The sequence below is a fragment of the Pseudomonas sp. NPDC090203 genome (assembly GCF_044746765.1).
In the GTDB taxonomy this organism is placed as follows: domain Bacteria; phylum Pseudomonadota; class Gammaproteobacteria; order Pseudomonadales; family Pseudomonadaceae; genus Aquipseudomonas; species Aquipseudomonas putida_AD.
The window spans coordinates 516,268-536,203 of record NZ_JBIVCV010000001.1; the positions used below are offsets into that span (position 1 = coordinate 516,268).

General features: G+C 62.7%; 17 protein-coding genes. 3 read left to right on the forward strand and 14 right to left on the reverse strand.

All coding sequences use genetic code 11. From position 1 onward, the window contains the following. Positions 1-106: 106 nt before the first annotated feature. The 3 genes from sppA to rluC are packed head-to-tail and all read right to left on the reverse strand — an operon-like array spanning position 107 to position 2,736. On the reverse strand, positions 107-1,099 hold the full coding sequence (gene sppA, locus ACIPO9_RS02335) for a signal peptide peptidase SppA (RefSeq protein WP_274132203.1): 993 nt from the start codon (positions 1,097-1,099) through the stop codon (positions 107-109). A gap of 25 nt (positions 1,100-1,124) precedes the next feature. After that, positions 1,125-1,787 carry an HAD-IA family hydrolase gene (locus ACIPO9_RS02340; RefSeq protein ID WP_400604049.1) on the reverse strand — a complete coding sequence of 221 codons (663 nt, stop codon included), beginning with the start codon at positions 1,785-1,787 and terminating at the stop codon, positions 1,125-1,127. Further along, positions 1,777-2,736: a 23S rRNA pseudouridine(955/2504/2580) synthase RluC gene (gene rluC / locus ACIPO9_RS02345; RefSeq protein ID WP_274132206.1), complete on the reverse strand. Its 960-nt coding sequence runs from the start codon at positions 2,734-2,736 to the stop codon at positions 1,777-1,779. Before rluC ends, ACIPO9_RS02340 begins: the two co-directional genes overlap by 11 nt. A 724-nt stretch (positions 2,737-3,460) precedes the next feature. On the opposite strand from rluC, the gene ACIPO9_RS02350 reads away from it, so the two are divergent. Then, positions 3,461-6,439 carry a ribonuclease E/G gene (locus ACIPO9_RS02350; protein WP_400778663.1) on the forward strand — a complete coding sequence of 993 codons (2,979 nt, stop codon included), beginning with the start codon at positions 3,461-3,463 and terminating at the stop codon, positions 6,437-6,439. Between the two features lie 369 nt (positions 6,440-6,808). On the opposite strand, the gene ACIPO9_RS02355 is transcribed toward ACIPO9_RS02350, so the two are convergent. The 8 genes from ACIPO9_RS02355 to ACIPO9_RS02390 form a co-directional block, all read right to left on the reverse strand. Next, positions 6,809-7,408: an NTP transferase domain-containing protein gene (locus ACIPO9_RS02355; RefSeq protein WP_400778666.1), complete on the reverse strand. Its 600-nt coding sequence runs from the start codon at positions 7,406-7,408 to the stop codon at positions 6,809-6,811. Positions 7,409-7,471: 63 nt separating this feature from the next. Further along, positions 7,472-8,491: a UDP-N-acetylmuramate dehydrogenase gene (murB, locus tag ACIPO9_RS02360; RefSeq protein ID WP_400778669.1), complete on the reverse strand. Its 1,020-nt coding sequence runs from the start codon at positions 8,489-8,491 to the stop codon at positions 7,472-7,474. Continuing rightward, a complete protein-coding gene (gene kdsB, locus ACIPO9_RS02365; RefSeq protein ID WP_274132212.1) occupies positions 8,488-9,252 on the reverse strand; it encodes a 3-deoxy-manno-octulosonate cytidylyltransferase in 765 nt (254 codons plus the stop codon). Before kdsB ends, murB begins: the two co-directional genes overlap by 4 nt. Then, a complete protein-coding gene (locus tag ACIPO9_RS02370; RefSeq protein WP_274132214.1) occupies positions 9,249-9,434 on the reverse strand; it encodes a Trm112 family protein in 186 nt (61 codons plus the stop codon). Before ACIPO9_RS02370 ends, kdsB begins: the two co-directional genes overlap by 4 nt. Before the next feature lie 17 nt (positions 9,435-9,451). Beyond that, positions 9,452-10,447, reverse strand: a complete 996-nt coding sequence (lpxK, locus tag ACIPO9_RS02375; protein WP_400778672.1) for a tetraacyldisaccharide 4'-kinase — start codon at positions 10,445-10,447, stop codon at positions 9,452-9,454. Beyond that, entirely contained in the window at positions 10,447-10,878 is a 432-nt protein-coding gene (locus ACIPO9_RS02380; protein WP_400604061.1) for an ExbD/TolR family protein, read from the reverse strand. Before ACIPO9_RS02380 ends, lpxK begins: the two co-directional genes overlap by 1 nt. After that, on the reverse strand, positions 10,875-11,549 hold the full coding sequence (locus tag ACIPO9_RS02385; protein WP_274132217.1) for a MotA/TolQ/ExbB proton channel family protein: 675 nt from the start codon (positions 11,547-11,549) through the stop codon (positions 10,875-10,877). Before ACIPO9_RS02385 ends, ACIPO9_RS02380 begins: the two co-directional genes overlap by 4 nt. An 84-nt stretch (positions 11,550-11,633) precedes the next feature. After that, positions 11,634-13,850: a DNA internalization-related competence protein ComEC/Rec2 gene (locus ACIPO9_RS02390; protein WP_400778675.1), complete on the reverse strand. Its 2,217-nt coding sequence runs from the start codon at positions 13,848-13,850 to the stop codon at positions 11,634-11,636. A gap of 154 nt (positions 13,851-14,004) precedes the next feature. On the opposite strand from ACIPO9_RS02390, the gene ACIPO9_RS02395 reads away from it, so the two are divergent. Then, entirely contained in the window at positions 14,005-14,520 is a 516-nt protein-coding gene (locus ACIPO9_RS02395) for a DUF2062 domain-containing protein (RefSeq protein ID WP_400778678.1), read from the forward strand. A 148-nt stretch (positions 14,521-14,668) separates the two neighbouring features. On the opposite strand, the gene ACIPO9_RS02400 is transcribed toward ACIPO9_RS02395, so the two are convergent. The 3 genes from ACIPO9_RS02400 to ACIPO9_RS02410 all read right to left on the reverse strand — a co-directional run bounded on the left by ACIPO9_RS02400 (position 14,669) and on the right by ACIPO9_RS02410 (position 17,177). Then, entirely contained in the window at positions 14,669-15,448 is a 780-nt protein-coding gene (locus tag ACIPO9_RS02400) for an ABC transporter permease (RefSeq protein WP_274132220.1), read from the reverse strand. Further along, the gene (locus ACIPO9_RS02405; protein WP_400778680.1) at positions 15,445-16,377 is read right to left on the reverse strand and encodes an ABC transporter ATP-binding protein; all 933 of its coding nucleotides are present in this window, start codon (positions 16,375-16,377) and stop codon (positions 15,445-15,447) included. Before ACIPO9_RS02405 ends, ACIPO9_RS02400 begins: the two co-directional genes overlap by 4 nt. A gap of 176 nt (positions 16,378-16,553) precedes the next feature. Continuing rightward, positions 16,554-17,177 (reverse strand): glutathione S-transferase family protein, encoded by a 624-nt coding sequence (locus tag ACIPO9_RS02410; RefSeq protein ID WP_400778682.1) that lies wholly within the window; start codon positions 17,175-17,177, stop codon positions 16,554-16,556. Positions 17,178-17,401: 224 nt separating this feature from the next. On the opposite strand from ACIPO9_RS02410, the gene ACIPO9_RS02415 reads away from it, so the two are divergent. Further along, positions 17,402-19,846, forward strand: a complete 2,445-nt coding sequence (locus ACIPO9_RS02415; protein ID WP_400778684.1) for an acyl-CoA dehydrogenase — start codon at positions 17,402-17,404, stop codon at positions 19,844-19,846. The last annotated feature ends 90 nt before the right edge of the window (positions 19,847-19,936 follow it).

Genomic DNA, 19,936 nt, shown 5'->3' on the forward strand with positions numbered 1-19,936 from the left:
ACGAAGCCTCACCGCGCTCCCCGTAGCAGCACGGCTTGCCGGCGGGGACATTCTCGGACACACAAAAAACCCGACCAATGGCCGGGTTCTTTTTATAACGCATCGATCAACGCAACGACGGCCCGTTGAAACCTGCCCACATCGCAATCTTCTCCGCCACGCTGGAACCCAGCTTCTTGGAGAAACGATCAAACGGCGATTCCTGCACGGTGTAATCGACCATCTCTTTCTCGCCGATCACGTCGCGCGCCACATAACTGGCACTGCCCAACCCGTCCACCAACCCCAGGCCGACTGCCTGCTCACCAGTCCAGACCAGGCCCGAGAACAGTTCAGGGTGGTCCTTGTCCTTCAGCCGATCACCACGCCCAGCCTTCACGCTGGCAATGAACTGCTTATGAGTGGTATCCAGCACGCCCTGCCAGAATGCCGTCTCATCAGGCTTCTGCGGCTGGAACGGGTCAAGAAACGCCTTGTGCTCGCCCGAGGTGTAGACGCGACGATCCACGCCCAGCTTGTCCATGGTCCCGACGAAACCGAAACTGGCAGCAGTCACGCCGATGGAGCCCACCAGACTGGCCTTGTCGGCATAAATCTGGTCGGCGGCGCTGGCGATGTAGTACGCACCGGATGCACCCAGGTCGGTGATCACCGCATAGACCTTGATCTCCGGCTTCTTGGCGCGCAGACGGCGGATTTCATCGTAGATGTAACCCGACTGCACCGGACTGCCGCCCGGGCTGTTGATGCGCAGGATCACGCCCTTGGTTTTCTCGTCATCGAAGGCCGCGCGCAGGCTGCCGACGATGTTGTCCGCACTCGCAGGCTCGGTGTCGGCGATCATGCCTTTCACTTCGATCAGCGCAGTGTGGCTGGTCTTGCGTGACGCACCCTTGCCCAGGTCCATCAGCGGCGAAAAGATCGCCAGCGCAACAAACAGATAAACAAAGGTCAGGGATTTGAAGAAAATCCCCCAGCGACGGGAGCGGCGCTGCTCCTGCACGCCCGCCAGCAGGGTCTTCTCCAAAAGCTTCCAGCTTTTTGCGTCACCGGTATCGTCGCGTTCTTGCGAAGACGGTGATTTCCATTCGTCCGACATAGATCAATTACCCCGACAACAGAGATTAGGCAGTCCGCGCACCCAACCAGGTGCGCAATTCGGAAAAATGTTCGATGGCCAGACGCGGCTCGTACTGGCGCAGGGAGTCCAGCGCCTGGGCGCCGTAACCGACCGCGACCGAATCCATGCCCGCATTGCGCGCCATCATCAGGTCGAACGACGCATCGCCCACCATCAGCGAGCGCTCAGGGGGCACCGCGCAATGCGCCATGATTTCATTGAGCATCAGAGGGTCGGGCTTGCTGGCAGTTTCATCCGCCGCGCGGGTGGCATCGAAATAATCCAGCCAGCCATGGGCCTTGAGCACCCGGTCCAGTCCGCGGCGGGCCTTGCCGGTCGCGACGGCCATGCGATAGCCCTCGGCGCGGAACGCTTCCAGGGATTCAAGCACACCGTCGAACAGCTTCGACGGCTCGACATCCATCGCCATGTAGCAATCGGCGTAGTGCTGGCGAAAATCGATCAGGTCGTTGGTGGTGATATCCGGGTAGAGGGTGCGGATCGCCTCCGGCAAGCCGAGGCCGATGATGCCCTTGATGGCGAAATCATCACGCACCGGCCGCCCGGCAAGCCCGGCGGCTTCGCGCATGGCGACGACAATCCGGCCAATGGAATCGGACAGCGTGCCGTCCCAGTCGAAAATCAGCAGATCGTAATCACGGCGCACTCAGCAATCGCTCCACGGTACTGGCCCACATGTCATCGACAGGGGCTGTCAATTCGAGCTTGCTGCCATCGGGCAGCGGCACGGTCAGAGCGTAAGCATGCAGGAACAGACGCTTGCCGCCCAGATCACGAATTTCCTTGGTGAAATCTTCGTCGCCGTACTTGCTGTCCCCGGCAATGCTGTGCCCGGCATGCAGGGCGTGCACGCGAATCTGGTGGGTGCGCCCGGTAATCGGACGGGCCTCGACCATGGTCGCGAAATCGCCGAAGCGGCGCAGCACCTTGAACAGGGTCAGCGCCTCCTTGCCTTCGTCGTTGACCTCGACCATGCGCTCGCCCGAACGCAGGTTGCTCTTGAGCAACGGCGCGCGGACCTGCTTCTGCGAGGTCGGCCAGTTGCCGCGCACCAGCGCCATGTAGCGCTTGTCGACGCCGTCACCGCGCAACTGCTCGTGCAAATGCCGCAGCATGCTGCGCTTTTTGGCGATCATCAGCAGGCCCGAGGTGTCCCGGTCAAGGCGATGGACCAGCTCCAACTCCTTGGCGTCGGGACGCAACTGACGAAAGGCTTCGATCACGCCGAAACTCAGGCCGCTGCCGCCATGAACCGCGATGCCAGCGGGCTTGTTGAGGACAATCAGCCCCTTGTCTTCGTGGATGATGGCCGCTTCCAGGCGCTGCAGCAAAGCCTGGGCGACAGGCACAGGTTCGTCGCGCTCAGGCACTCGAACGGGTGGAACGCGCACGATATCGCCCGCCTGAAGCTTGTACTCCGGCTTGATCCGACCCTTGTTCACTCGCACTTCGCCCTTGCGCAATATGCGGTAAATCAAGGTCTTGGGAACGCCCTTGAGGTACGTGATCAGAAAATTATCGATGCGTTGACCGGCAAGTTCCGGGGCAACCTCTACCAGCTGAACGCCGGGGGTTGGAGGAGTAGAATTCGTCATGCCGCAAATCATAACAATTTTTTATGGATTTGAAGCACTTAATGATTGCTGCTATAGTCGCGAACGCCGCCAAAAGCGGCCTGGACAGCGGACCAACGGCAAAACAGCCGGCCCTGACCAACGCAATTCACAGGGGCGCGAGGCCGTCCCACGGGACTTTCGGTGACAACGGAAGGTCAGCAGGCGTAACAGGCGCAGGTGACATGAGGCCTGAACCAAGTCCGATCGCAGAGTCAATCACTCGCCATCGAGGCCCACGTTCCAGGGCAGTTCACAAAGTGCAGTCGCTGGTGATCGATCCGGGCGAACGTTTCGCAAACCACGCCTTAATTTGAGCCATGAGGCGCGAACTTCCCATCGAAGCTCGCGTAAATGCAAACCCGCTGCGGATTCAGCGCGCGGCAGCACCCGAATTATCAGGGATACGTGTGGGGTGGAGACGCACAACCGTCGGACTGTGTAGCACAAGGCTTTATCAAGACGCTTAACCCCGTCCGCTACCGATGGTTGATTCCTCCTCCTGACAAAGCTTTTGCTGACAGGGTGTCATTTGTCACCACAGCAAGCAGGAAACGTCGTCGCGACTCCGGCCCCGCTGGCCGAACATCGTTAGACACTGGAGTGTTCAAGCACTCCTGACGTGCCCTGACACCGACCGTGAGAAGTCGTGTGTGCCGAACGCCGTTTCCGGCAGCCCGGAAACCGACGGTACTACATGAAAAGAATGCTGATTAACGCAACTCAACCCGAAGAGTTGCGTGTTGCGCTGGTAGACGGCCAGCGCCTATACGACCTGGACATCGAATCCGGGGCCCGCGAACAGAAGAAGGCCAACATCTACAAAGGCCGGATCACGCGCATCGAGCCGAGCCTGGAAGCGGCTTTCGTCGACTTCGGCTCCGAGCGTCACGGCTTCCTGCCGCTGAAGGAAATCTCCCGCGAATACTTCAAGAAGTCCGTTGAAGGCCGCGTCAACATCAAGGACGTCCTGAGCGAAGGCCAGGAAGTCATCGTTCAGGTCGAGAAAGAAGAACGTGGCAACAAGGGCGCCGCCCTGACCACCTTCATCAGCCTGGCCGGTCGTTACCTGGTGCTGATGCCCAACAACCCGCGTGCCGGCGGCATCTCGCGCCGCATCGAAGGCGAAGAGCGCAACGAACTGCGTGAAGCGCTGAACGGCCTGATCGCCCCTGCCGACATGGGCCTGATCGTGCGCACTGCCGGCCTTGGCCGCAGCAGCGAAGAAATGCAGTGGGACCTCGATTACCTGCTGCAACTGTGGACCGCCATCAAGGAAGCGTCCCAGGATCGCGCCGCGCCGTTCCTGATCTACCAGGAAAGCAACGTCATCATCCGCGCCATCCGCGACTACCTGCGCCAGGACATCGGTGAAGTCCTGATCGACAGCGTCGAAGCCCAGGAAGAAGCCCTGACCTTCATCCGCCAGGTGATGCCGCAGTACGCCAGCAAGATCAAGCTGTACGAAGACAGCGTTCCGCTGTTCAACCGCTTCCAGATCGAAAGCCAGATCGAAACCGCCTTCCAGCGCGCCGTGGAAGAGAAAGTCCGCGAAAGCCTGGAAGCCGACCGCGCCCGCGTTCAGGTTGGCCGCATCTCGCGCTTCGGCCTGCTGGAAATGTCCCGTCAGCGCCTGCGTCCATCCCTGGGCGAAAGCAGCGGCATCGTCTGCCCGCGTTGCAACGGCACCGGCATCATCCGCGACGTCGAGTCGCTGTCGCTGGCGATCCTGCGCCTGATCGAAGAAGAAGCCCTGAAGGACCGCACTGCCGAAGTACGCGCCCAGGTGCCGATCCCGGTCGCCGCGTTCCTGCTCAACGAGAAACGCAACTCGATCACCAAGATCGAACTGCGTACCCGTGCGCGCATCGTCATCCTGCCGAACGATCACCTGGAAACGCCGCACTTCGAAGTGCAGCGCCTGCGTGACGACAGCCCTGAAGCCCACAGCCTGCAATCGAGCTACGAGATCGCAGCCGCTGCCGCCGAAGTGGAAGAAGTCCAGCCGACCGCAGCCACCCGCACCCTGGTTCGCCAGGAAGCAGCAGTCAAGACCGCACCTGCCCGTGCCAACGCTCCGGTCCCGACCGAAGTCGCAGCACCGGTGGCCCCTGCTCCGGTCGCTCACGAGCCAAGCCTGTTCAAGGGCCTGGTGAAATCCCTGGTGAGCCTGTTCGCCACCAAGGAAGAGCCTGTCGCACCGGCTGCCGTGGTCGAGAAACCGGTTGCCGAGCGTCCTGCGCGCAACGAAGAGCGCCGCAACGGTCGCCAGCAGAGCCGCAGCCGTAACGGCCGCCGCGATGAAGAGCGCAAGCCGCGTGAAGAACGTGCGCCGCGTGCCGAGCGTGAAGAACGCGCCCCACGCGAAGAGCGTGCACCTCGTGAAGAGCGTGCACCGCGCGAGGAACGTGCCCCGCGTGAAGAACGTGCTCCTCGCGAGCCACGTGAAGCCCGCGAAGACAGCGCACCGCGTGAAGAACGCGCACCGCGTGCCCCTCGTGAAGAGCGTGCACCGCGTGAGCGCAAGCCGCGTGAAGAGCGCGTGCGTGAACTGCGCGAGCCGCTGGACGCCGCTCCTGCCGTCAACGTGCCACGTGAAGAACGCCCTGAGCGCGCCCCGCGTGAAGAGCGTCAGCCACGTCCACCGCGTGAAGAACGCCAGCCACGCGCCGAACAGGCCGCTGTAGCAGCCGAAGACGAAGCATTGCCGAACAGCGAAGAGCTGCAGGATGACAACCAGGAAGCCGCCGAAGGCGATCGTCCTCGTCGTCGCTCCCGTGGCCAGCGTCGTCGCAGCAACCGCCGTGAGCGTCAGCGTGACGCCAACGGTGACGTGATCGAGAACGGCGAAGGCAACGAAGGCGAACAGGAACCGTCCGCCGCGAACGCAACCGTACGCAGCGAAGGCACCGGCGCGGAAATCGCCGCAGGCCTGGCCGTGACTGCCGCCGTTGCAGAAAGCGTGATCAGCGCCCCAGCCGAAGCCGATGCGAATCGTCAGGCTGAGCGTGCGACTGCCGCTGTCGAAGCGACTGTCGTTGAAACCGAAGTGGTTCAGCAGGAAGTTGTCGAGGCTCCAGCAGCACCGGCCAAGCGTTCGATCCTGCCGGAAGTTGCAGTGGCACAGTTCGACGCCAGCCTCAGCCCGTTCGAGCGCCAGGTGAAAGCCGCCGCTGAAGCCGAACAGGTCGAAGCCCCTGCTGATGTTGAAGCGCCAGCGGTTGAAGCTGTCGCCCCAGCGCCTGTTGCTCCGGCACCGGCTCCGGTCGTCGAGGCCCCTGTTGCAGCAGCCCCTGTCGAAGCGCCGAAAGCCGCCGAGCCAGTGGTTGAGCAGCCGGTTGTCGAGAAGCCAGTGGTAGAACAGCCAGTGGTCGCCGAGCCTGTGGCTCCGGCACCTGCACCGGTTGAACTGGCCGCACCGGAAATCGTCGCAGCCCCTGCTGCGGTCGAGCCGGCTCCGGCTCCGGTCGAGGAAAAGCCTGCGCTGCCGATGGCAAGCTCGGGTCGCGCACCGAACGATCCTCGTGAAGTCCGCCGTCGCCGCCTGGAAGCAGAACGCCTGCAGAAAGAAGCGGAGGCCGCTGCAGCCGCAGCACCTGCGCCAGCTTTCGAGCCAGCGCGGGAAGTCGTGACTGAAAACGGTGAAGAACTGGAAGAAAACAAAGAGCACAAACCGCTCGTGTAATCTCCAGGTAAAAAAAGCCCCGCCTGCGCAAGCAGCCGGGGCTTTTTTATGCCTGGGATTTGGTGGCACATCCGCCAATCCACCATCGTCTGACCCGCCCAATCGCGAGCAAGCTCACTCCTACAGGATCTGCACCAGACGAACGAACACCACCACCCTGTAAGAGCGCGCTTGCCCGCGATGACGACGGCACATCCGACACATCTTCATCGCCGGACACGGCCCCGTCGCGGGCAAGCGCGCTCCTACACCCGCGGAGTACATCCGATACATCTGCATCGCCGGAAACGGCCCTGTCGCGGGCACATCCACACATCTTCATCGCCTGCACGGCCAAGCGCGGGCAAGCGCGCTCCTACGAAGTGTGCGTCAAGGCCTTTCTCTGAACACCAGCGCCGAAGGCACGTCCACATCCCACAGCGCACCTGGGTCATTCACCTCAAGCTCGATTACCCTGGCGGCCTCGAACAGGCGTCTGGCGCCCTTCTCCCCGGCTAGCCCCATCAATGCAGGCCCAAACTCTCGACCAAACCCCACGGGGTGCCCGTACCGCCCATCATGGACAGGCACACTGATCGCCCCCGGTTCCAGAGAGGCAGCCACCTTTTCGAGGGTATCCGGATGAATGAATGGCATGTCGCCCAGGGCGATGAGCCAACCGCGATGGTTCGGCTGCGCCGCTACCGCAGCAGCGATGCTGTCGCCCATGCCTGACGAATCCAGCACCACCACCTCACAGCCATGGCGCAGGCCGATCTCTGCCACACAGGAATAATCGGGACGGGTCAGCAACACGATCTTGTCGACCGTTGCGCTCAGATTGAACAGCACATGCTCCAGGACGCAGCGCTCGACGCCATCACGCCCCGTGCATTGCGCAAGGAGCTTGTTGCGATGCTCGCCGGCCACCTGCCGATAGCGGCTGCCCTGCCCGGCGGCAAGGACGATGGCGCACAGGGTCTGGTTCATGGCGCTTACTCATGGATGGCCGATGAGGTCGTAAAAGCAAAAGCCGGGCCTGAACGCCCAACCTCAGTAGAGGTTAGGCTCCATTTCCAGCGAAACACCAAAGCGTTCAAGAATATCGGCCTGGATGCGCTGCGCCAGCTTCAATAACTCAAGCCCGGTGGCAGCGCCGTAGTTCACCAGTACCAGCGACTGCAAGGCGTGAACACCGGCATCCCCCTCGCGAAAGCCCTTCCAGCCGGCTTGCTCGATGAGCCAGCCAGCAGCAAGCTTCACTTGCCCGTCGGCCTGTGGATAAGCCACCAGCCCCGGATGTTCCTGCTTGATGCGCCCCGCCAGTTCAGCAGGAACCACAGGATTCTTGAAGAAACTGCCGGCATTGCCCAGCACGGCGGGATCCGGCAACTTCTCGCTGCGAATTGCGCAGATCGCACGGCTTACGTGGATCGGCGTCGGCTGCTCGATGCCCTGCTCCTGCAGACGCTGGCGCACCGGGCCGTAATCCAGATGCAGCGTCGCAGCAAAGCTCAGCTTGAACCGGACCCGCAGAATCAGCCAGCGCCCCACCTGATGCTTGAACACGCTGTCGCGATAGCCAAAGGCGCAGTCCTGCAACGCAAACTCGCGCAACTCGCCAGTCTGACGGTCCAGCGCGACCAAGCTGTGGAAAACATCCTTGATCTCGACGCCATAAGCGCCGATGTTCTGCATCGGTGCAGCGCCGACCGTGCCGGGAATCAGGCTGAGGTTTTCAAGCCCCGACAATCCGCGCGCCAGCATATCCTGCACGAAGGGATGCCAGGGTTCGCCTGCCTCGGCCTCGACAATCGCCCCTCCACAGTCTTCGTGGGTGATGCGAATCCCGCGGCTGGCCATGCGCAGCACCAGCGCATCGATGTCGCCGGTCAGCAGCAGGTTGCTGCCGCCGCCGACCACCAGCACTTCGACGTTCTTTTCAGAGGCCCAGGCCAGCGCATCACGCACATCGCTGTCGTTGTGAGCTTCGACGAACCAGCGCGCCTTGACCTCAACGCCAAAGGTGTTGAACGGCTTGAGAGAAACATCCGATTGCACGTGCAACATCAAACCTCCAGCAGACGGCGCACGCGTTCCAGATCCTCGGCAGTGTCCACACCGGCGGGCGGTGCTTCCAGCGCGTCGGCAACGTGGATACGCACGCCGTGCCACAAGGCGCGCAGCTGCTCCAGGTTCTCGGTGTTTTCCAGCCAGCACGGGCCCCAACTGACGAAGTCATGCAGGAAACCGGCGCGGTAGGCATAGATGCCGATGTGACGACGGTACGGCACGCCTTCAGGCAATTCGTCGCGGCTCTTGGCCAGGGCATCACGCGCCCATGGCAGCGGCGCGCGGCTGAAGGTCAGGGCCAGGCCGTTGAGGTCGGAACTGACCTTGACCACGTTGGGATTGAACAGCGCGGCCACGTCATCGATAGGCTCGGCCAGGGTCGACATGCGCGCCTCGGTGTGCGCCGCCAGGTTATCAGCGACCTGGTCGATCACTGCAGGCGGGATCATAGGCTCGTCGCCCTGAACGTTGACCACGATGGCATCGTTGGCCAGCCCCAGCAGCGAAGCCACTTCAGCCAGGCGATCGGTGCCGGAATTGTGGTCGTCGCGGGTCATCAGGACCTCGGCGCCGAATGCCTGGCAGGCCTCGACGATGCGCTGATCGTCGGTGGCTACCACCACGCGCTGGGCGCTGCTCTTGCGCGCCTGTTCCCAGACGTGCTGGATCATCGGCTTGCCGGCGATGGTTTTCAGCGGCTTGCCGGGGAAACGGCTGGAGCCGTAACGCGCCGGGATGACAACGGTAAACGCTGCGGTCATTTGTCCAGGCGCTCGTCGGTGGTCAGGGTGCGGGCTTCGCTTTCCAGCATGACTGGAATGCCGTCGCGGATCGGGAACGCAAGGCCTGCGCCCTTGCTGATGAGCTCGGTCTTGTCGGCGCTGAGCTTGAGCGGACCCTTGCAGACCGGGCAGGCGAGGATGTCGAGCAATTTGGTGTCCATAGGAGATCCTGAACGAGTCATGGAAGAAGGCGGTTTAACTGGGAATCGAACCAACTGACGAACGCTGCGGAGGGCACGGCCTCTACCGCCAGGTACCACCAGTTGGCCGCCGCGAAGGATGAACACTTCACGGCGTCTTTTTCGGTCATGACCAACGGCAGGTACGGCGTGAACGCCAGCGCCTGCGGGCTGAAAACGGCATGATCGGCGAATGCATGAGGAACAGGCCGCCAGTGTAGCCCTTCGAGGGTGTTGAAGAAACGCTGCGGGTTACCGATACCGGCCACCGCGTGCAGCGCCTGGCCGGCCGGGAAATAGTCCACAGGCTGGCGCTCGCCGGTCAGCAGGTTGACCAGTGCCGACGGCTGCAGCTTGAAGGCGTAGCCATCGTCGCGGTCCTCGCTGGCGCCGTTGTACAGCAGCGCATCGACGCTCTGCAGACGCTCCACCGGCTCACGCAAGGGACCAGCAGGCAGGCAGCGGCGATTGCCCAGGCCACGGGCGGCGTCGATCAGCACCAGTTCAAGGTCCCGGGCCAGGCGATAATGCTGCAGGCCGTCGTCGGTGAGGATCAGGTCCAGCGGCTCCTGTGCCAGCAGGCCACGGACCGCTTGTGCGCGATCCGGGTCGATCATCAGCGGCACGCCGGTGCGCTTGACGATCAGCAGCGGCTCGTCCCCGACCTGATCGGCGCTGTGCTGCGCCAATACCCGCCACGGCAGGCTCGGCGGCCTGGCACCGTAGCCACGGCTGACCACGCCAACCCGCAACCCGCGACGGCGGCAGTAATCGATCATCCACAGGATCAGCGGCGTCTTGCCCGTGCCGCCCACCGTGATGTTGCCCACCACGATCACCGGTACCGGCGCCTTGTAGATGTCGCCCTGCCCCGCCACGAACCGCGCACGCTTGCCGTTGACCACCCGGCGATACAGGCATTCCAGCGGACGCAGCAAGGCCAGGGCCGGATGGCCGTTGTACCAGGCATCGAGCAAGCGGTCGGTCAGTGCCATCAGTTACCCGAGGCGGCCTCGACAGTGGTCATGCGCAGATGGGCGAAGCCCATTTTCCCGGCAGCGTCCATGGCGGTGATGACCGCCTGGTGCGGGGTCTTGCCGTCGGCGCTGATGGAAAGCGGCAGGCTGGTGTCGCCCCCGGATTCCTTCTGCAGGGCATCGATCAGCGTGTCCAGCTTGCTGTCGGCCAACAGGGTGTTATTCACCGAATAGACGCCATCGGCATTGATGGTGATGTCGACGTGTTTCTTGTCGACATCATCGGCCGAGGCGCCGGTCACGGCCTGGGGCAGATCCACGCGCAACTGTGTCTCACGGGTGAAGGTGGTGGTGACCACGAAGAACAGCAGCAGGATGAACACCACGTCGATCAGCGACACCAGGTTGATGTCGATGGTCTCCCGGGGTTTGCGACGGCGGAATTTCACTTCTTGCGACCCTCGCCACGGGCTGCGGCCTTGAGGTCTGGCTGGGCGTCGGTCAGGTCGACGTCACGGTCGCCCTGCACCACTTCCACCAGCTTGATGGCTTCCTGCTCCATGCCGACGACCAGCTCATCGACCCGGTTTTGCAGGTAACGATGGAAGAAGATCGCAGGAATCGCCACGGTCAGGCCCGACGCGGTGCAGATCAGCGCCTTGGCGATACCGCCGGCGAGCATGCCTGCGTTGCCGGTCATGCCGGTGGCGGTGAACGAACTGAAGATGTCGATCATGCCGAGCACGGTGCCCAGCAGCCCCAGCAGCGGCGCCATCGCGGCGATGGTGCCCAGGGTTGCCAGGTAGCGCTCCAGATCATGAATGACCCGGGCGGCGGCTTCCTCGATGCACTCCTTCATGATCTCGCGACCATGCCGGGAGTTGGCCAGGCCTGCCGCCAGGATTTCACCCAGCGGCGAGTCGGCGCGCAGCTCCTTGAGCTTGTCGCTGCTCAGTTGTTTGTCCTGGATCCAGCGCCACACCTGACCGAGCAGATGCGGTGGCGTAATGCGGCTGGCACGCAGGGTCCACAGGCGCTCGATGATGATCCCGACGGCGGCGATGGAACTCAAAATGATCGGTAGCATCATCCAGCCACCAGATTTGACCAGCTCCCACACAGCGACCACCCCCTGAAAAAAAGTGGCGGTACTCTAACATAGCGTCGCAGCCTCACCGAACCCGGCGACGAAAAACCAGCCATTTCATTCACGCCAGAAGTGACGCGTCCTACGCTCGGCCTGGGCATCGGCAAACTCGCCTAATTGCAAGGTGATGGCACCCAGCTCGGCACTGTCGTGAATCTGCATGCCCAGTCGCTGATAGCGCGCCATCACCAGCGGGTGTGGATGACCAAAGGTGTTGTTGCGTCCACGGGAAATCAACACAGCGCGAGGCGCCACGGCCCGCAGGAACGCCTGGGACGAAGAACTGCGGCTGCCGTGATGGGGCGATTGCAGCCAGTCGGCCCTGACATCAAACCCCTGGGCCAGCATGGCGCGTTCGGCGTGCGCATCGATGTCCCCGGTCAGCAGCAGCCGTTCGCCGTTGGCTTCGACCCGCAGCACGCAGGATGCAGGGTTGCTCTCTTTCGCCTGACTCCAGACCCAGGTGGTGAACGTCACTTCGTCCCAGGTCCATGTCTCGCCATCCCGGCAGGCGTCGCCGCGCAGTGAGCGGGGCATGCGCTGATGGTCACCGGCCAGGACTCTGGTCACCGGCAGTGCGCGCACGATGGCCTGGGCACCGCCGATGTGGTCCAGATGGGCATGACTGAGGAGCATCATGTCCAGTTGCCTGACTGCCGCCCGGCGGATCGCGGGAAGCACCACCCGCTCGCCGATATCGACATCCCCGACCCTGGGCCCCGCGTCATACAGCAAGCTGTGCCCCTTGGTGCGCAGCAGGATTGCCAGGCCCTGCCCAACGTCCAGCTGCATCACCTCGACGCGGCCGGGCGCCAGGCTCTTCTGCGGGGCGAACACACACAGCAGCAACATGGGCCAACCCAGCGGGCGCATTGGCAAGCCTCTGGGCAGCAACAGCAGGAACGCGCCCAGCAGGCTCAGCGGCCAGACCCAAGGCGGTACGGCCGGACCGGTCCAGGCAGGCTGCAGGTCCGCCGCCCAGCCCAGAAACGCGAAGAGCCACTCCATCGAGCCGCCTGCCAGCCAGAGCAATCCCTGGCCAATCGGCTCAAGCCCGAGAAGAAGTGTGCCGAACAGCGCCAGCGGCAGAATGAAAACACTGACCCAGGGCACTGCCATCAGGTTGACCAGTGGACCGCTCAGGCTCACCGGAAGATTCAACGCCAGCAACGCAGGCAGTAACCCCAGGGCAATCAGCCACTGTGCCCGCGACCAGCTTTGCAGCCAGCTCCAGGCGCCCAGGCGACCACTGAAAATCAGCATGAGGATCGCCACCGCCGCGAACGAAAGCCACAGCCCCGGTCGCAGGCTGCTTAGCGGTTCGGCGATCAACACCAGATTCAAGGCGATCAGAAAAGGCCAGGTCATGCCCAGATGCCGGAAGCGCAGCCGCCACAATAGCACCAGCCCGAGCATCACGCAGGCGCGCTGCACCGGCACCTCGAAACCCGCCAGCAGGCCATAGGCCAGCGCCCCGCCGAACGCCAGGCCGCACGCCGAGGGCAGCCACGGCACAAAGCGCGGCCACAGGCCCAGGCGTGCGAGGCCCGCTATCAGTGCATAGAGCAATCCGGCCAGCAGCCCGATGTGGGTGCCGGAAATTACCAGCAGGTGAACCGTGCCGGTGTCCTGCAAGGCTTTCCAGTCGGCGGCGCTCAGCCCGGAATCGTCCCCCAGCACCAGTGCCGCCAGCGCGCCTTCACGCCCCTGTGCGTCAACCGCCAGCAAGCGCTGACGAACGCCATCGCGCCATGAAGGAGCAGCCGCCTGAAGCAACTGCCCGTCGATCACCGTCCCGGTTGCGCCCACACGCTGCGCCAGCAGCCAGGCCTCGTAGTCGAACGCACCCGGATTGACCAGGCCCGCCGGACGCTTGAGCTTGACCGCCAGCCGCCAGCGCTCGCCTGAACCCACCGCAGGGCCGTTGTACCAGGCGACACGGATGCGTTGCGGCAGCGCCGTACGCCGGGACTGCGGGCTGTCGATCTGAAACCGCACCACGCCGTCCACCGCGCCCGGCAGGCCAACCACCCTGCCCTCCAGCCACAAGGTCTGGCCATCGAGGCGCGCGGGCAGCCGATCATCCAGCGCGGACTTGGCCGACACACAGGCCCACGTCAGCCCTAACAGAAACAACGCCAGCGGATAGGTGCGAAACGGCAGCAGCATCAACCCCAGCACCGGCATGACCAGCAGCAACCAGACCGGCGGTAATTCCGGCAGAAAGCGCAGGGTCAACAGCCCCAGCGCAAGCGCCACCATCCCTGTGCGCATAAGGCTTTCCTTGCAGGTGTATGAAAGACACCCCCATGGCTTAGCCCACTGGACAGCGAGCGCTTTTTATTAATTGTCACAAAGTCTGAATTTGCATCGGTCACCATCCATGCATACTTGCCCGCACTTTTCCGTCCAGCCGCCGGATTACCGAATGCCACGTCACTTGATCAAACGCTACATGCCCGATCCGCACAGCATCCGGGAACACAAGTCCTTACGTTTTCTCGGGCGCCTGCTGCACGATCCGAACCTCTGGCACCTGAACCGGCACTCCGTGGCTCGTGCCATGGGCATCGGTCTGTTCGCCGCGCTGATGCCCATGCCGCTGCAGATGTTGCTGGCCGCCTTTCTGGCTGTCTGGGTACGGGCCAACATGCCGATTGCCGTCAGCCTGTGCTGGCTGACCAACCCCCTGACCATGCCACCGGTTTTCTACTGCACCTACAAGATCGGCGCGCTGCTGATGGGCCTGCCGCCGCGCAGTTTTCCGGACGAGATGAGCTGGGAATGGATCAGCGGCCAGCTCTCGACGCTGTGGCAGCCGTTTCTGCTGGGTTCTGTGGTGGCGGGGATTGTGCTGGGCTTGGTGGGGTATTTCGGGACGATGGGGTATTGGCGTTGGTGGGTGGGACGGCAGTGGCGCCAACGCAAGGCCAAACGCAGTTAAAGCCAACAATCCAGTCCTGTAGGAGTGAGCTTGCTCGCGATCGCGGTGTATCAGTCACGCATGGGTTGGATGACAGCCAGCAATCGCGAGCAAGCTCACTCCTACAGGATTTGCGGCGCCCCTAGAACCGCCGCAAAACCTGACGGGATTACTGCCGCATCCCGCGCCCACTCACCAGCAGGCGAGCGCAGCCCAGGTACAGCACGATCGTCGCCACGACCATGAACGCCAGGGCGATGCTGATCTTGATGTCCGACACACCCAGGATCCCGAAGCGGAAGGCGTTGACCATGTGCAGCACAGGGTTGGCCAGGGACACGGTCTGCCAGAACGGCGGCAGCAGGTTGATGGAGTAGAACACACCGCCCAGGTACGTCAGCGGGGTCAGGACGAAGGTCGGGATGATCGAGATATCGTCGAAGTTACGTGCGAAGACCGCGTTGATGAAACCCAGCAGCGAGAAGATCGTTGCGGTCAGCAGCACCACGACGATGGTCACGCCCAGATGGTGCACCTGCAGGTCAGTGAAGAACATCGACAGAATGGTGACGATGACGCCCACCATCAACCCGCGCAACATCCCGCCCAGGGTGAAGCCGATCAGAATCGTGTGTGGCGACACCGGGGACACCATCAACTCTTCCACCGAGCGCTGGAACTTGGCGCCGAAGAAGCTGGACACCACGTTGCCGTAGGAGTTGGTGATCACCGACATCATGATCAGGCCCGGCACGATGTACTGCATGTAGGTGAAGCCACCCATGTCGCCGATCTGCCGGCCGATCAGGTTGCCGAAGATCACGAAGTACAGAACCATGGTGATCGCAGGCGGCAGCAGGGTCTGCGGCCAGATGCGCATGAAGCGACGCACTTCCCGGTAGACGATGGTGTTCATGGCGATCAGGTTGGGGCGCAGCTCCGAACTCATACCGCCACCTTCGACAGATTCTTCTCGACCAGGCCCACGAACAGCTCCTCAAGGCGATTGGTTTTATTGCGCAGGCTCAGCACCTGAACATTTTGCAGGGCCAGTTGACCGAACAGCGCGGTAATGCCGATGGTCTTGTCCACCTGCACTTCCAGGGTATGGTTATCCACCAGACGCGACGGATAGCCGGCAAGTTGCGGAGCAACGGCCATCGGATCCTTGAGGTCCAGCAGGAAAGTCTCGACGTGCAGCTTGTTGAGCAGCGTCTTCATCCCGGTGTTTTCGATGATGGTGCCGTGGTCGATGATGCCGATGTTGCGGCACAGCTGCTCAGCCTCTTCCAGATAGTGGGTGGTGAGGATGATGGTGATGCCCTTCTCATTGAGCTCGGTGAGGAAGGTCCACATCGAACGGCGCAGCTCGATATCGACGCCCGCGGTGGGCTCATCGAGGATCAACAGACGCGGCTCGTGAATCAGCGCACGGGCGATCATCAAACGTCGTTTCATGCCGCCGGACAGTGACCGCGACGGCACACCGCGCTTGTCCCACAGTCCGAGCTGGGTCAGGTACTGCTCGGCGCGTTCCTTGGCGATCTTCGGCGGGATGCCGTAGTAACCGGCCTGGGTCACCACGATGTCGAAGGTCTTCTCGAACTGGTTGAAGTTGAACTCCTGGGGCACCACGCCGATCGAGCGTTTGAGCTGCGCCGGATTGCGGTCCAGGTCGTTGCCGAAGATGTTCACCGTGCCGGTGGTCTTGTTGACCAGGGTCGAGATGATGCCGATGGTGGTGGATTTGCCGGCACCGTTAGGGCCGAGCAATGCGAAGAAATCACCCTCGGCAACGTCCAGATCGATGCCCTTGAGGGCCTGGAATCCATTGCCGTAGGTCTTGGTTAGCTGCCGGATGGACAGAGCTGAACTCATGACTGAAAACACACCAATAAAAGGAAAAGGGAAAAGGGAAAAGAGGACTAATACAAAACGACCGCCACTGAAACATTCCGTTGCAAACGCGGCCCGGATAGCCATGGTGCTTGCCGAGGCCGCGCAAGTACAGCGAGTTCTATTGATAGTAGATATTAATTCAACGCGGCGGGCATTCAGGTCAGCGGCGTCATGACCGCCGTGCGATAGGCTTCACGCTGCTGCAAACGCTCGTACCAGGCTTTGAGGTGAGGCAGCTCGCTACGTTCAATCGGCATTTCCAGCCAGGCATAGATAAAGCTGCCCAACGGAATGTCGCCCATGCCGAATTCATTGCCCGAGAGGTACGGCTGGCTCGCCAGGGTCTTGTCGACGATGTGCAGCAGATTTTCGACCGTCGCCCTGGCCGCGTTGATCTGGTTCCAGTCCTGCTGCTCGGCCGGGGTGCGCAACACGCCCCAGAACACGGTGCGGAATGGGCCGGCAAAGGTCGAGGTAGTCCAGTCCATCCATTTATCGGCCTGGGCCCGGGCTTTGGGGTCGGCAGGATAAAGCGCCGCATCGGCACCGTACTGCGCCGCCAGGTAGCGCACGATAGCGTTGGATTCCCACAGCACGAAGTCGCCGTCTTCGATCATCGGCACCACGCCGTTGGGGTTCTTTGCCAGGTACTCAGGCTGATCGTTGAGGCCGAACGCGCCGCCCGCGTTGATCGACTCGTATTCGAGCCCCAGTTCCTGCGCGATCCACAACGCCTTGCGAACGTTGGACGAATTCTTGCGACCCCAGATCTTCAGCATCTTTTTATTCTCCTGCGTACGGTGACAACGAATTAGTGGCATATGCCTGTGGGCAGGCAGTCTACCCGACCGCAGGGCCAAGGGGGTATTAGAGCCACACCCTCACGCGCATCGGCCACGGTTCGAACTCCCATGGCAGGCAGGGGTCACTATCGATGCGCAGGGCAGAGCCTTGTCTGCGTGCTCGATGGCGCCTGTTTCGCCGTCTTTATGGAGGGATTCCTATGCTGTTGTTGTGGATCGTGGTTCTGGTGATCGGCGTGGCCTGGCTGACCCATCGGCGCGTCGCGCCCTTCCCCGCCCTTGGAATTGTGGCGGTTTACCTGCTGGTGATGGGGGCGCTCAGCCATGCCCATGGCTGGATGATAGTCCCTTGGGCGTTGTGGCTGGCAGTGGCCTTGCCGCTGGCGCTGCCGGACCTGCGCCGCAAGTATTTCAGTGCGCCGATGTTCGCCTGGTTCCAGAAAGTGTTGCCGCCTATGTCAGAAACCGAGCGTGATGCCATCGACGCTGGCACGGTCTGGTGGGACGGCGAACTGTTCAGTGGCCGCCCGGACTGGAACACCCTGCTCAGCTATCCGAAAAGTCAGTTGACCGAAGAAGAACAGGCGTTTATCGATGGCCCGACCAACGAGCTGTGCGCCATGGTCAGCGACTGGGAAATCGGCCAGGCGATGGACCTGCCGCCAGAAGCCTGGGCGCACATCAAGACCCACGGCTTCTTTGCCCTGATTATCCCCAAGGAGTACGGCGGCAAAGGTTTCTCGGCCTACGCCCACTCGCAGGTGGCGATGAAGCTGGCGACCCGCAGCGGCGATCTGGCGTCTACCGTCATGGTGCCCAACTCCTTGGGACCGGCAGAACTGCTGCTGCATTACGGGACTGACGAGCAGCGCAATCACTACCTGCCGCGCCTGGCCCGTGGCGATGACATTCCCTGCTTTGCGCTGACCGGCCCGCTGGCAGGCTCCGACGCAGGCGCCATGCCCGACACCGGGATCATCTGCAAAGGCCAGTGGCAGGGCGAAGAAGTGATTGGCCTGCGCCTGAACTGGGAAAAGCGCTACATCACCCTCGGGCCCGTCGCCACCCTGCTGGGCCTTGCGTTCAAGGCCTACGACCCTGAACACCTGCTGGGTGAGGAAGAAGATCTGGGCATCAGCCTGGCGCTGATTCCCACCGACACGCCGGGCGTGGAAATCGGTCGTCGTCACCTGCCGCTGGGCGCCGCGTTCATGAACGGGCCCAACTCCGGCAAGGACGTGTTCATCCCGCTGGAGTATCTGATTGGCGGCCAGGACATGCTCGGCAAAGGCTGGATGATGCTGATGAATTGTCTGTCCGTGGGCCGTTCGATTTCCCTCCCTGCTGTAGGCACCGGCGCGGCCAAGCAGGCGAGCCTGGTCACCGGCCAGTACACGCAGATCCGCGAGCAGTTCAACGTGCCACTGGCGGCGTTCGAAGGAATTCAGGAAGCCCTGGCGCGCATCGGCGGCAATGCATGGCTGATGGACAGCGCGCGGATGCTGACCGCCAATGCGGTGGACCTGGGCGAAAAACCGTCGGTGCTGTCGGCGATACTCAAGTACCACCTGACCGAACGCGGCCGCGAGTGCATCACCCACGCCATGGACGTGCACGGCGGCAAGGCCATCATCATGGGGCCGAACAATTACCTCGGCCGCGCATGGCAAGGTGCGCCGATCTTCATCACGGTGGAAGGCGCGAACATCCTGTCGCGCAACCTGATGATCTTCGGTCAGGGCGCGATCCGTTGCCATCCATTCGTGCTCAAGGAAATGGCCCTGGCCGGACGTGAAGATCACGACCAGGCCGTGGTCGAATTCGATGACCTGCTGCTGCAACACATCGGGTTCGCCGTGCGCAACGCCGCCAGCACCCTGGTGCTGAACCTGGGCTTCGGGCATTTCGAAAACCAGCCGGGGGACCGCCTGAGCCAGGGCTACTTCCGCGCGCTGAATCGTCAGGCTGCGGCCTTCGCCATGCTTGCCGACCTGTCGATGATGCTGCTGGGCGGCGAACTGAAACGCCGCGAGCGTCTGTCCGCGCGGTTGGGTGATGTGCTGAGCCACATGTACCTGGCCTCGGCGGCCCTCAAGCGCTACCACGACCTGGACTACCCCGAAGCACTGGCGCCGCTGTTGTGCTGGTCGATGGAAGAGGCGCTTGGCGAATCGGAACGCGCACTGGATGAGTTGCTCAGCAACTTCCCGAACCGGATTCTGGGCGGGATGCTGCGGGTGATCGTGTTCCCGTTTGGCCGCCGCCACAAAGGCCCGTCCGATGCACTGGATGCCGAGGTCGCGCAGATCATCGGCCGCGCCAAGGGCGATCCGGCGCTAGAGTCGGTGCTGGCCGGCTGTTACCGCCCCACCGCCGAAGACGATCCGGTCGGTGCCCTGCAACACGCAGCGGACCGCCTGCACGAAGCCAAACCGCTGCATGCTCGGCTGCATCAGGCGCTCAAAGGTGGGCAGGTGAAACCCGCTGCTGGCGAGCATGTGGTCGATGCCGCGCTCAATGCCGGAGTGTTGCAGGTGGCCGAAGCCGAGAAACTGCGCGCCGCCGAAACCGCGCGGCGCAAGGTGATTGACGTGGATGATTTCGACAAGGAGCAGTTGACCGCAGCCGAAGGCAAAATCCGCTAGGGGCAACACCTGTAGGAGCGCGCTTGCCCGCGACCGCGATCGTTCAGCCAGCCGATATGGCACGGCAAGATCGCAGTCGCGGGCAAGCGC

What these genes read in the sequence shown, in the direction of transcription:
- sppA (WP_274132203.1), bottom strand. Translation starts at nt 1,099, where the DNA reads ATGTCGGACGAATGGAAATCACCGTCTTCGCAAGAACGCGACGATACC.
- rluC (WP_274132206.1), bottom strand. Translation starts at nt 2,736, where the DNA reads ATGACGAATTCTACTCCTCCAACCCCCGGCGTTCAGCTGGTAGAGGTT.
- ACIPO9_RS02350 (WP_400778663.1), top strand. Translation starts at nt 3,461, where the DNA reads ATGCTGATTAACGCAACTCAACCCGAAGAGTTGCGTGTTGCGCTGGTA.
- ACIPO9_RS02355 (WP_400778666.1), bottom strand. Translation starts at nt 7,408, where the DNA reads ATGAACCAGACCCTGTGCGCCATCGTCCTTGCCGCCGGGCAGGGCAGC.
- kdsB (WP_274132212.1), bottom strand. Translation starts at nt 9,252, where the DNA reads ATGACCGCAGCGTTTACCGTTGTCATCCCGGCGCGTTACGGCTCCAGC.
- ACIPO9_RS02370 (WP_274132214.1), bottom strand. Translation starts at nt 9,434, where the DNA reads ATGGACACCAAATTGCTCGACATCCTCGCCTGCCCGGTCTGCAAGGGT.
- lpxK (WP_400778672.1), bottom strand. Translation starts at nt 10,447, where the DNA reads ATGGCACTGACCGACCGCTTGCTCGATGCCTGGTACAACGGCCATCCG.
- ACIPO9_RS02390 (WP_400778675.1), bottom strand. Translation starts at nt 13,850, where the DNA reads ATGCGCACAGGGATGGTGGCGCTTGCGCTGGGGCTGTTGACCCTGCGC.
- ACIPO9_RS02395 (WP_400778678.1), top strand. Translation starts at nt 14,005, where the DNA reads ATGCCACGTCACTTGATCAAACGCTACATGCCCGATCCGCACAGCATC.
- ACIPO9_RS02400 (WP_274132220.1), bottom strand. Translation starts at nt 15,448, where the DNA reads ATGAGTTCGGAGCTGCGCCCCAACCTGATCGCCATGAACACCATCGTC.
- ACIPO9_RS02405 (WP_400778680.1), bottom strand. Translation starts at nt 16,377, where the DNA reads ATGAGTTCAGCTCTGTCCATCCGGCAGCTAACCAAGACCTACGGCAAT.
- ACIPO9_RS02410 (WP_400778682.1), bottom strand. Translation starts at nt 17,177, where the DNA reads ATGCTGAAGATCTGGGGTCGCAAGAATTCGTCCAACGTTCGCAAGGCG.
- ACIPO9_RS02415 (WP_400778684.1), top strand. Translation starts at nt 17,402, where the DNA reads ATGCTGTTGTTGTGGATCGTGGTTCTGGTGATCGGCGTGGCCTGGCTG.